The following is an 11517-nucleotide window of genomic DNA, read 5'->3' on the forward strand; positions in this document are numbered from 1 at the left end:
CTTCGTTMTGCAGCTACGAAGGAATCCTCCGGAGCTGCGACGGCGGCGGGGAATCATGCATTGKGGKACTGGTATCCCGCCGCCGCTCAGCAGCCATCCCTGAACAGAGGAAGACATCATGTTGAACACCGACACCGACGAGCCGGCCGGAACGCCTACCGAAGACGTCCTGGAGGAGGCACAGCCGGCCACCAAAAACGCAAAGCCTGGGCGGAAGCGGCGGCTCTTCGCTGCCGTCGCCGTCCTGGCCCTGCTGTCAGGTGCGACCGCCGTCGGCACCACGCTGCCGGACCCGAAGTCCAGCGCAGCCTACATKGCTCTGGCGCGAGAGAAAGCGTCCGTGGAGGCCGAGCGAGTCGCGGCCAAGTCCAGCTACGAGTCGATGAAATCGAAATACGACACGCTGCAGAACGGCATTACAGACCGCGAAGCCAAGGTCACCGCCCGCGAAACAGAGGTCGGGAAGGCTGACGCTGCCGTGAAGACTGCCGAAGCCGCCGTCAAGGTGCGCGAAGATGCAGTCACCGGCGCCGAGAAGACTAAAGCGGCCAACACCATCGGTGACGGCACCTGGACGGTCGGCAAGGACATCGAGGCCGGGACCTACCGGGCGGCTGCCGACGTCGGMTCCACCTGCTACTGGGGCATCTACGCCACCGGAAGCAACGGCAGCAACATMATCGAAAACGACCTCCCCGGCGGAGGCCGGCCCACCGTGGCACTGTCCGGCGGACAGGACTTCAAGTCCACCCGGTGCGGCAAGTGGGAAAAGCAGTAACAACCCTACGCAGTCACACCATTCATTCACCTGTAGAAAGGCACCACATGTCGCACGAGAACTCCGAACAGCCGTCTACCGCCGCAATGGCAGGGCCTCAGCCGCGGCCGTTCCTCAAGAAGAAGCGCTTCCTCATTCCGGCCGGCGTCCTAGTACTTGGCATCGCCCTGGGCTCTTGCTCCGGCGGCTCCAAGCAGGCCAGTGACGCGAGCCCCGCTGCAACGCCGTCGTCCGCAGCGGGTGCTGCAGCGGCCCCGGCCGCTACTGCTGCTCCGGCTGCATCACCGGCCGCCGCACCGGCACYGGCGGCGCCCACCGTCGGCGTTCCGTTCAGCGTCAAGATGGGTAACGGCGACATCGCGAAGATTACGATCGTCTCGGCCGTGCGAACGKACGCTGTTACCACGACAGCGTTCGCCACTGCGCCGAAGAACGGCAGCTACTTGCTGTTKGACGTCCTCTGGKAAACGGAGGCAGGGAAGACCAGCTCCAACCCGTTCTACTTCTCGGCCAAGGACGCTAATGGGCGCAAAGCCGATCTGAGCCTCTTCGCGGACAACCAGCTGGGCTCCGGCGATRTTCTGCCGGGCGACAAGGCCCGCGGATTCATTGCGTTCGATATCGCGCCCGGTGCTTCCACGGTGATGATCTCCACCCCGCTGATGCAGGAAGCTGCACGGATCCAGATTCCGGGGTAGGCGGCCAAGGGAGCCGTGTCCTGTCACGGCCCGGCTCCCTTGGACCCGCTCAGATCCTTGGCGTCCTGAAGAACGGACAGGGCGGTCGCCCCTGCCCTGATCGACTACTTTCGCGGTTGTTGCTCTCATCCCGTTGGCCTGCGTGGGGGCAGGCTGCGCCCCGTGCCTTCCCCTCGTTCACCGCAGTCGATCTGCTGAGGTTCCAGCAGCGCTACAGGCGATCAGATCMAGTGGCGACAGCACACTAGCTAGTCTGTGCGATTGCGCAGGACCTTGACCAGACCGGACCCCTGGGCCGGGGCGCCATGGGCAGAGAGGAGGGCACGCACGATGTCTTCGAGTGTTGGCTCTCGTGTGGTACGGACTTGCAGGATGGTTCCCACTTCCGTGTAGATGTTGTCCAGCAGCAGGTATCCGACCACCTCCGAGGGATTTGCAGTCACGGATCCATGCCAGTCAATGATTGGCCGCCCAGTAGAAATCTTGTAATCCCAAGCGACAGTGTCGCCATGGGGAACGAAACGCCATTGGCGGCGTTCGAAGAACGGCTGGAGGCTGTCCATGGTCGACGTGGTCACTATTTGGACGTCGGATTCGCGCAGCTTGCGAACTAGGCCGCGCATTACCTTGTCCCCGTAGCCTTTGCCGCGCCATGCAGGGTCCACATAGATCAGTTCAAGTTMCACGCGCAATGCACTGCCGTCKGCTCTGCCGTGCCCGTGGGGTTTCGCTGAAGCGAAGGCGATGGTCCTTCCGCTGATACGGCCGACGGCGTACAGGCAGTGTGGCCCGGTGATCCGCCGGGCCACAAAGGCATCATCAACGACAGGGACCGGCACTTCTGGGTGGTCGAGCMAGATTTCCTTCACAGCAGCGCGAATCAGTTMAAGGTCTGAGGGGTCGTAGGTGTATTCCACTCTGAACTTATTGTCAGTCACTAGGTCTCTTTCGGTGGTGTTGATGCTTCGGCGGTAGTTATAGTGTCTGCGTCCTTTTGGGGCGCGGGGGCTAGCCATTCGCTCTCCGCCTGGCCAGCAGCGCATCCACCCGGTTCGCCTGCGGCTCCACCTGCACGGTGTTAAGTGCCCGACTTAGGTCCTTCAAAGCTGACAGGTAGGCGGCCCCCAGGCGCGCCGACGGTCCTGCCTGGCCGCTGGCATCGACTTGGCGGGCCAGGGCCCGGACCAGCTCCACCAGCGGTTGGTGGGAAGGCTTCAGGATGCCCTGGCTGCTGGCGACCGCCGCGTCAACCGCGTCAAGGTGTGTGTGCATTTCGTTCTCCAAAGATCTGGACCCACATGGCAAAAGATTCGGACGGGGGGAGGACGCTACCGGGCGAACAGTCCGTGAGCTCAAAACTTGTAGCGATTTTGACCTCCCTCCCTACGTGGGGACTAGTCGCTGCGGCCACCTGCGTTAGAAGCGTTAGGTGTTAGAAGTTCTCTCTGATTTCCATCACATACAACACAGGAGGAACATATAGTGCCTGCTTTGGGTGGGAAGTTTCTAACTTCTAACGCTTCTAACACCRCTGGAGGGGGTGCTCGTGCCTGTCCTCCGCTAACGCCGGTTCCCGGGTTCATGCGGGTGACAGGTTCAGCGCTGGCTGCGGCAGCGGAGCGTACTTCCCTCGTTCCAGCTTTCGGAGCCTTCCTGCCAAGTGGGCGCGGCCCAGGTAAACGTCCACGGCTTCGGGCGGGATGTCACGAAGGAGGGCCTTCAGGCTGCGTGGTGTGATTCCTTCCGGGTGGCGGCCGACGGTTGTTATGACGTCGGTCATCCGGTCGCTCAGGCCGCCGGTTACTTTGGCGGTCTGTTCCGCGCATGCTGCCGCTTCGAGGCTGCCACCGGTGAGGGTCCACCGTCCGGAGTCGTCGAGGTCGATGGCATATTCGCCTTCGCGGGTGTCCCTGCTGGTCGCGTGGAGGGTTGCGTTTTTTTCTCCCCGGTCTCGCTGCAGAAGCAGGATGGTGTCGGCCGCACCGGCGATTCCCTGGGTCCCGGAAACTGCGTCTACAAAATCGCTTCCCGATGCTTTACGKGTGTGGTGGACGATGATGATGCTGGATCCGGGGTGCGCGTCGGCAAGCATTTTTAGGCCCCCGACGACGCGGTAGTCGCGTTCGTAGGTGGTTTCTCCTGCGCCTGCGGACGGCATTGCCTTGCCGAGGGTGTCCAGGAATACTACCGGCGCTTTGCCGGAGTGCTTCTCAAAGTATTCACCGATCGTGTCGGGAATAAATCCGMTGGTAACGGAGGTGATGAAGGTCAGGTCTGGGGAGGGTTTGACGGCGCCGAGGCTGACGAGGCGGCTTTTGAGCCGGCGGTGGCCGTCTTCGAGGGCTAGGTAGAGGACTGGGCGCTGTTGCGTGGGGATGCAGCCAAGTGCCGCGGTTCMGTTGCTCACGGCCAGTCCGATCCMGAGCACCAGCCATGACTTGCCGATCTTGGGAGGCGCGACGACCATGGTCAGGCCTTCCGGGATGAGGTCCTCGACGACGTACCGGATGGGCGGGAAATCAGTGGCCATGAGGTCCGCAGCGCTGATTGCCGTGCGGAGGTAGGAGTGCGGCGCCTCTTCGGCTGCGGGCCCGACCCCCTCGAGTTCCGTTGGGGAGATTTCGACGAGGTCGGCGATGGTGTGGCCGGCGGCGATGTGATCGGCGACGTCTTTTCCTTCGGCGGCGGCCAGGATCCTCACGGGTCCGGGTGTGATTTCGGTGAGGTGTTTGTAGAGCGCGGCTCCCCGTTTCTTCCCGGCCTCGTCAAGGTCGATGCAGATGTGGACGTTGGCGGCCCCACGCAACGGTTCATGGTCAGCTTTCGCCCAGTTCCCTGCGCCAGCTGGTGCGGTGGTGGCGGTGACGCCTTGAGACTCGAGGGCGTGGGCGTCCTTTTCGCCCTCGCAGATGTAGAGGGGCGCTCCTGCCTTGACGGCGGCAATGACCTTCTGAAGCTTGTACAAGGGCACGGTGTCGTTGTCAATGACGGTCTGCCGGAACCGTTTGGCAGGGGTGCGGAAGACGGTTCGGGCGAGCTGGCCGTCCGCACCACGGTATTCGTAGGCGGCGCCTTTGGGATTGTCGAAGAGGTCGCTCTTGCCGAGTTTGAGGGCGGCCAGGACGGCGTCGATGTGGCAGCCGGCGTGGCAGTAGACGAGGGCTTGTCCTTCAATCTGGGTGATCGTCAGGGACGKATTTCGATCCGGGTGCGCGGGGCACTGTGCTTGCCACGTGTTTGAACCCGAGGGCTTAGCCGTGTTGCCGTTGGCCAGGAGCATGTCGGCCAGGCGTTCGCCGGCGGTGGAGGCGGTTGCGCTCATGGGGTTCCCGACACCTTTTCCGGGCGGAAGAGCAGAGCCAGACGATCGCGCTGCTCTGGGGACAGGGGCGGMGCGATGGCAATCACTTTCGCGACGTAGGCTTCGAGCTTGGCGGCGGCGAGGGCTTGTCGGGCAGCGTCGATCGCGACGGGGTCAGCGCGACGGGTGGCTACTCCGAGCTGGCTACGGGCGGAGAGGACTTTACTGGGCATGAGAAAGCTCCCGTGTGAGGACAGAACTTAGCTGTCATTTCACCGGGAGCTGTTTGGCCACTTTCCCCTATTGGGGCCCTGTATATTGCGGGCTGAGGTTGGCCGCTACCATTATGGCCTCGACACTAGCACCCAACGTCTAGGTTATGGAAATGCGGTAGCGGCCCTTGGCCTTCACGTTAGCGGTGGCTAGGCATTCGATGGCGTCCCGGAGGAGTTTGACGTCCTGGCGGGATGTGGTTCGGCCACAAGTGCCGCACACTATGCTGTAGCTGTTTCCCCTGGTGCTATGCCCACTCGCGGCGGTTCCTGGACTGTCGGCGCCGACTTCGGGCTCGACGAGCATTTGCACATGGTCTGGTACGGTTTCGCCCTCGTCGATGTCGTTGCAGACCGCGAGCAAGATGGCTACCCCTGTCCGGTGGCCTGCGCAGTAGAGCGGGATACGTGGAGCAGAAGCGTACGCACCTCTTTCCCTTGCGCGAACTAACTCGATCGCGGCCGGGTTGGTCACTAACGCAGTGTACTCAGCTCCGCTGCGTGCAGGAGCGCGTTTCACGGTAAAGAAGTTCAATCGACTACGTCTTCCATTCGATCGTCACCGTGTCAGGATCGAAGATCCTTCTGCCCCGGCCTGGAGGGTGCAAGGTAATGGTTGCCAGAGTGTCTATGACCGCCCGCTGCTGGCTTGAGCGGAGCTTATCCCACTCGTTACGGACATTCTCCGCCCTGATCAGTGGGCCGAGCAAGTCGATGCGGCCAGCGTCTGCCATGGCGACCTCGGCCGTAGCAAGCTTCTCGTTGATGCGGGTTGAAGCTGCCCGGAGCTGCTGCGAGGTCAGCTCGCCTTCTGCGAAGTMCGTTGCCAGGGCAGTAAGGCGCTCGCGGAGTGCGGTGGCCTCCGCTCGAAGCTCAGGCAGGTCAGGCCTTGTTGTGTCTGTCAGCAGGTGGGTGGCGTCAGGCAGTGCGAGGCGGGCGGTGATCGTCCGKACAACACATTCCTCTACCGGGTCAGCCATCCTGGAGAAGTGGCCGGTAGATTGTGCGCAGCGGTAGCCGCGTACCCCGCGCCGAGCTGTGGCTCCGGCATGGATCTTGCCGCCACAAACTCCGCACCGTCCAATCCCCGACAGCATGTACTTCGCCGCGCTTGGCGTCTGCTGGCCTGCACGGCGGGCGAGTATCGCTTGGGCGGCGCGCCACGTCTCTTCAGGAACCAGTGCCGGCCACAGTGCATCGGCAACGATCTCTCCCTTGTGGGCCCTCTTGCCCATGTAGCGGGGGCTGCTCAGTACGTCGCGGACGCTGGACCGCGTCCATGGCGAGGGTTGCCCGGCGTTCTCTCCGCGCCGGGACTGCCCTGTCGTGAACCCCTGGCTATTCCACTCGCGGGCAATTTCGGCMAACGGCGTTCCGCCGAGGTACAGGTCGAACGCTGACGAGACCGCCGCTGCCTCATCGGGCCTGACTGTCATACCGTCACGGTCATAACCGAAAGGCCGCCGTCCGCCCGCGCGCTTGCCGGCGGCCGCTGCCTGTTCAGCTGCCCGGCGCTGTCGATCTGACTTCATCTCCACTTCCATGCGGGCAACGCTGCCGAGTGCGTCCGCGACAAAGCGGCCCGCGGCTGTCGAAAAATCCAGATCCGCTCCGTTCACCAGTGCCAGTTGGGCGTCTCTGTTGCGGCAGGCTTCGTACAGGCGCAGCTCATCGCGGCGATTGCGCTGCAGACGGTCAAGGGACCACGCAATGACCACTTGGKCCCGGCCCGTGTCGACAGCCTCAAGTACGGCTTCGAAGCCGGGGCGGCGCTTACCCGTGTATGCACTGAGATCGTTATCTGTCTCTACCGCGACTATGGTCAGTTMACGGTCGGCGGCCTTTCGCTCGCAGTCTTCGCGTTGTCGGATGACTCCAAGCTGCTGCCCTGTTCTATCTTCACTGATGCGTAAGTAAACAATGGCCTTCACATACGCAAAACTAGCATACTGCGCCTCGCCTGGACGCTGGCGGACCTGTCCCGCCACGACGTCCCGGACACGGACGACGTCGGCCAGGCGCTGGGCCTCCGCCAGGCCGCGACGGCGGCCCCCTGAGCCCGGGCACGACCCCGCACCCCCAACGCCACGCGAAAGGAAGCATCATGAGCGACGACGAACGAACCGCCCGGGCCGCCCTGTCCCGCCTCTTCGAGCCGCAGGACGCGGCGGCCCTGGCCCTGGTGCAGGCCGCGGGAGCGCAGGACGCCCTGAGGATCGCGTGCGGCCGGCTCGCCGCCGGTCCGGACCTGGAACGGGAGATCACCGCGATCCTGGCAGAGAGCGGCTCCGGCAGCAGCTGGTCAGGGTTGACCGGGGCGCTGCAGCGCTGGGCGCCGCGCATCCCCGACCTCGCACCGGAACGGGACCTGGCCACCATGCGCCGGCTCGGCGGACGGATCATCATCCCCTCAGATGAGCTGTGGCCCCGGCAGCTGGCGGACCTCGGACTCCAGGAACCCGTGTGCCTGTGGTGGCGCGGCGTCGAGCAGGAGCTGCCGCCCGCGGCCAAAGCCATCGCCCTGGTGGGCTCCCGGGACAGCACCAGCTACGGCGCCTCGGTGACGGGTGACCTCGCGTACTCCCTGGCCCAGCGCGGCTTCACCGTCGTCTCCGGCGGCGCCTATGKGATTGATGCCCACRCCCACAGGGCCGCGCTGGCCGGAGGCGCGGGCGCCYTGCCCACCATCGCGGTCATGGCCGGGGGAGTGGACCGCTTCTATCCCGCCGGGAACGAGGATCTGCTCCGGGCGGTGGCGGACCACGGCGCAGTCCTGGCCGAAGTCCCGCCCGGATCCGCACCCACCCGCTACCGGTTCCTCCAGCGGAACCGGCTCATTGCGGCCCTGGCCTCCGTCACGGTGGTGGTCGAGGCCAGGTGGCGCTCCGGTGCCCTCAACAYGGCCCACCACGCCGAAAGCCTGGGCAGAGCCGTGGGCGCCGTGCCCGGATCCATCCACAGCGCCAACTCCGCCGGCTGCCACCGGCTGCTTCGGGAGGGCGGGGCCGTGTGCGTCACGGACGCGGGGGAAATCGCCGAGCTTGCCTCCCCGAGTGGTGAGGCCCTGCCCCCGGACAAGGCCGGCCGGACGGAAGTCCACGACGGCCTCACCCTTGAGGACCTGATCCTRCTCGATGCGTTGCCGCTGCGGACCACGAGCTCGGTCGAGAAGCTGGCCGTGGTGGGCGGCTTGAGCGTGGAATCGGTCCGTGCCGGACTTGGCCGGCTCGGGCTGCTGGGGCTGGCCGAATCCCGGCACGGCGGCTGGAAACGCTCCGGGAAAGCGACCTGACATGGCCGCCTACGCCCGTATGCAGCGGCCGGTATGCCGCGGCTCGCCGCCCGGCTCCTGAGAATGCCCCCGGAATACTGCCACAGTAGGAGGGTGTCTACACAGGATCTCCCCGCCGCACTCGACGGCGCCGCCGCACGCTTTGGCCGCTACCTGGAAGCTGAGCGGGGGCGGTCGGCCCATACGGTGCGGGCGTATCTCTCCGACGTCGAAAGCCTGCTGGCCCATGCCGCKACCGAAGGGATCCAGGACCTGGCCGGGCTGGAACTCGGAACCCTGCGGCGCTGGCTTGGTGCCCAGAGCGAGTCCGGCAAATCCCGTGCCACGCTGGCCCGCCGYGCCGCCACCGCCCGGGCGTTCACCGCATGGGCCGTCCGCGAGGAGCTGATCGACGCCGATCCCGCGCTGCGGCTCAAGGCCCCGAAACGGGAAAAGTCCCTGCCCGGAGTCCTGCACCAGCAACAGGTCCAGCGGCTCGTGGACGACGCCGAAGCCGCCTCCGCGGAGGGGGAACCGCTGGCCCTGCGCAACCGCGCCATGCTCGAACTGCTCTACGCCACGGGCGTCCGGGTCGGGGAGCTGGCCGGGATGGATGTGGATGACCTCGACCCGGACCGCAGGACCCTGCGGGTACTCGGCAAGGGCAATAAGGAACGCACCGTGCCCTACGGGCTTCCGGCGRCGCTCGCCGTCGACGACTGGCTCCGTCGGGGCCGGCCGGCCCTCGCCACCGGGTCCAGCGGCCCGGCCCTCTTCCTGGGCGCGCGCGGCGGCCGGGTGGACCAGCGCCAGGTCCGTAGCGTGGTCAAGGACATGCTGGAGAGGCTGGGGGACACCGCCGCCACCGGCCCGCACGCGCTGCGGCACTCCGCTGCGACGCACCTGCTGGACGGCGGGGCGGACCTGCGGGCCGTGCAGGAAATCCTCGGCCACAGCAGTCTTGCCACCACGCAGATCTACACCCACGTGTCCGTGGAGAGGCTCCGGCAAAGCTACCAGCAGGCGCACCCCCGGGCCTGAACCCCGGCTTCCAGCGCAACGTCCGTGCCCGCCGGTGCAGGGGCCGCCGCGTGGAGTGACAGCGGCCACGTCGGCAGCCTCCTCACGGGCCCCGTCACACGCCCCGCATGCCTTCGCCGTCAGCCCCGTCGGCCGCCCCGTCCGCCCCGCCGGGCGCTCCCCTCGCGGTCCCTAGAGACGAATTCGGCGCGCCGAAAAGGACGCGCCGAATCGCACTGGCGTAATTAGGAGGGGTAGGGCAGAATAAAACTCACGCCCGGGAAGTTTCAAGTTGAACTTGAAGCTGGAATGCACCACGTCCCAGCTTCGAACCCGGTTGTATATTAGTAGTCTGGCAGGGACCGTCGGCACAATTTCGGATCCGCGCAACAGACAGACATCCAGGCAGAGGTCGTTGGGGAAGACGTACCTACAGCTATGGAGGATGGAATGTCTGTTGCACTGACCCGCGGTGTGTTGTTCGTTCACTCGGCCCCGACTGCCTTGTGCCCCCACGTCGAGTGGGCCATAGGGTCTGTCGTGGACAAGCGGACGGATCTGGAGTGGACCCCGCAGCCTGCCGCGCCCGGAATGTTCCGGGCCGAGCTGTCGTGGACCGGTACGCCGGGCACGGGGGCTCAATTGGCGTCCGCTCTCCGCGGCTGGGCCCACTTGCGTTATGAAGTGACCGAAGAGCCTAGCCAGGGCGTCGACGGCGGACGCTGGTCGCACACCCCGGAGCTGGGGATCTTCCACGCCACCACCGACGTCCACGGCAACATCATGGTCTCCGAGGACCGCATCCGGTACGCCTACGAATCCGGTGCCGGCGACCCTTCGGCCGTCTACCACGAGCTCTCGCTCGCCMTGGGTGAGGCCTGGGACGAGGAACTCGAGCCGTTCCGCCACGCCGCCGAAGGCGCCCCCGTGCGCTGGCTCCACCAGGTCGGTTAGGGCCCGCCCAGCCCAGCAGAGCACCAGGCGCACCACCGCAGCACTTCCATAGCTAGGCGCCAAACACAGATGGCGGCAATGTCCACGAGGAACATTGCCGCCATCTGTCATTCGGGCCAGCCGTCATTCGGCCGGGGCCGTGCAGCAACTACACGCTGCGTACCGCGATCACGGCGTTGTGGCCGCCGAAGCCKAACGAGTTGCTCAGCKCCGCAATGCTGCCGKAGGGCAGGTCGCGGGCCGTCGTGACGACGTCGAGCGGGATTTCCGGATCCTGGTTCTCGAGGTTGATGGTCAGCGGCGCCTTGCGGTCGTAGACAGCCATGACGGTCAGCACGGCCTCCACCGCACCGGAGGCGCCCAGCAGGTGCCCCATCTGCGACTTGGTGGCCGAGACCGCCACGCTGTCCACGTGCTTGCCCAGGGCGGCCTTGAGCGCCGTGTACTCGGGCTTGTCGCCGACCGGGGTGGAGGTGGCGTGCGCGTTGACGTGCACCACGTCTTCGGGCTGGATGCGGCCGTCGAACATGGCGGCCTTCAGCGCGCGGGTCGCGCCGAGGCCCTCGGGGTCCGGGGCGGTGATGTGGTACGCGTCAGCGGTGACCGAGGTGCCGGCGAGTTCGGCATAGATCCGGGCGCCGCGGGCCAGGGCGTGTTCCTCGGCTTCGAGCACCAGGGCGCCGGCGCCTTCKCCCATGACGAAACCGTCACGGTCGCGGTCGTAGKGGCGCGAGGCGTGCTCGGGATCGTCGTTGCGGCGCGAGAGTGCCTGCATGGAGGCGAAGGCGGMGATCGGCATGGGGTGGATCGCGGCCTCGGCGCCGCCACAGACGACGACGTCGGCCTTGCCGGATCGGATCAGGTCCAGGCCCATGTGGACGGCCTCAGTGCCGGATGCGCAGGCGGAGACGGGGGTGTGGGCGCCGGCACGGGCGCCCAGGTCGAGGCTGACCGCGGCGGCAGGGCCGTTGGGCATCAGCATCGGAACGGTCATGGGCAGGACGCGGCGGGGGCCCTTTTCGCGCAGGGTGTCCCAGGCATCCAGGAGGGTCCAGACGCCGCCGATGCCGGTGGCGAAGGCCACGGCGAGGCGGTCGTGGTCGATCTMGGTGATCCCGGAGTCGGCCCAGGCCTMGCGGGAGGCAACCACGGCGAACTGGGTCGAGGGGTCCATGCGCTTGGCTTCGACACGGCTCAGGACCTCGAGGGCCGGGGTGGAGGCG

At 66.0% G+C, this 11517-nt stretch carries 11 protein-coding genes and 1 pseudogene; 6 read left to right on the plus strand and 6 right to left on the minus strand.

Annotation, left to right across the window (positions count from 1 at the left end; all coding sequences use genetic code 11):
• The first annotated feature begins 118 nt into the window (after positions 1 to 118).
• Positions 119 to 778 (plus strand): hypothetical protein, encoded by a 660-nt coding sequence (locus AC1DBQ_RS09030; RefSeq protein WP_476928182.1) that lies wholly within the window; start codon positions 119 to 121, stop codon positions 776 to 778.
• A 47-nt stretch (positions 779 to 825) separates the two neighbouring features.
• Positions 826 to 1476, plus strand: a complete 651-nt coding sequence (locus AC1DBQ_RS09035) for a DUF4352 domain-containing protein (RefSeq protein WP_476928183.1) — start codon at positions 826 to 828, stop codon at positions 1474 to 1476.
• Positions 1477 to 1724: 248 nt separating this feature from the next.
• Here AC1DBQ_RS09035 and AC1DBQ_RS09040 read toward each other — a convergent pair whose 3' ends face one another.
• From AC1DBQ_RS09040 to AC1DBQ_RS09060, 5 genes are all read right to left on the minus strand, one after another.
• Entirely contained in the window at positions 1725 to 2414 is a 690-nt protein-coding gene (locus AC1DBQ_RS09040) for a GNAT family N-acetyltransferase (protein ID WP_476928184.1), read from the minus strand.
• 70 nt (positions 2415 to 2484) lie between these two features.
• Positions 2485 to 2748 (minus strand): hypothetical protein, encoded by a 264-nt coding sequence (locus tag AC1DBQ_RS09045; protein ID WP_476928185.1) that lies wholly within the window; start codon positions 2746 to 2748, stop codon positions 2485 to 2487.
• A gap of 307 nt (positions 2749 to 3055) precedes the next feature.
• A complete protein-coding gene (locus tag AC1DBQ_RS09050; RefSeq protein WP_476928186.1) occupies positions 3056 to 4798 on the minus strand; it encodes an AAA family ATPase in 1743 nt (580 codons plus the stop codon).
• Positions 4795 to 5010: a hypothetical protein gene (locus tag AC1DBQ_RS09055; protein WP_476928187.1), complete on the minus strand. Its 216-nt coding sequence runs from the start codon at positions 5008 to 5010 to the stop codon at positions 4795 to 4797. Before AC1DBQ_RS09055 ends, AC1DBQ_RS09050 begins: the two co-directional genes overlap by 4 nt.
• 578 nt (positions 5011 to 5588) lie before the next feature.
• Complete coding sequence (locus tag AC1DBQ_RS09060; protein WP_476928188.1) at positions 5589 to 6980, minus strand: recombinase family protein; 1392 nt, start codon at positions 6978 to 6980, stop codon at positions 5589 to 5591.
• 15 nt (positions 6981 to 6995) lie between these two features.
• Here AC1DBQ_RS09060 and AC1DBQ_RS09065 point away from each other — a divergent pair.
• The 4 genes and pseudogenes from AC1DBQ_RS09065 to AC1DBQ_RS09080 all read left to right on the plus strand — a co-directional run.
• A pseudogene (locus tag AC1DBQ_RS09065) lies at positions 6996 to 7106 on the plus strand (magnesium chelatase subunit ChlI family protein); the annotation flags it as partial.
• Positions 7107 to 7153: 47 nt separating this feature from the next.
• Positions 7154 to 8341 (plus strand): DNA-processing protein DprA, encoded by a 1188-nt coding sequence (dprA, locus tag AC1DBQ_RS09070; protein ID WP_476928189.1) that lies wholly within the window; start codon positions 7154 to 7156, stop codon positions 8339 to 8341.
• Between the two features lie 63 nt (positions 8342 to 8404).
• On the plus strand, positions 8405 to 9361 hold the full coding sequence (locus AC1DBQ_RS09075) for a tyrosine recombinase XerC (RefSeq protein WP_476928192.1): 957 nt from the start codon (positions 8405 to 8407) through the stop codon (positions 9359 to 9361).
• A 429-nt stretch (positions 9362 to 9790) separates the two neighbouring features.
• A complete protein-coding gene (locus AC1DBQ_RS09080) occupies positions 9791 to 10294 on the plus strand; it encodes a DUF3145 domain-containing protein (RefSeq protein WP_476928190.1) in 504 nt (167 codons plus the stop codon).
• A 148-nt stretch (positions 10295 to 10442) separates the two neighbouring features.
• On the opposite strand, the gene AC1DBQ_RS09085 is transcribed toward AC1DBQ_RS09080, so the two are convergent.
• On the minus strand, positions 10443 to 11517 hold a 1075-nt coding region (locus AC1DBQ_RS09085; protein WP_476928191.1), incomplete at its 5' end, for a beta-ketoacyl-[acyl-carrier-protein] synthase family protein.

It is taken from the genome of Arthrobacter sp. 10T413_2 (genome assembly GCF_056394205.1).

Coding starts and splice junctions, on each gene's coding strand:
- AC1DBQ_RS09045 (WP_476928185.1), bottom strand. CDS start 2,748: ATGCACACACACCTTGACGCGGTTGACGCGGCGGTCGCCAGCAGCCAG.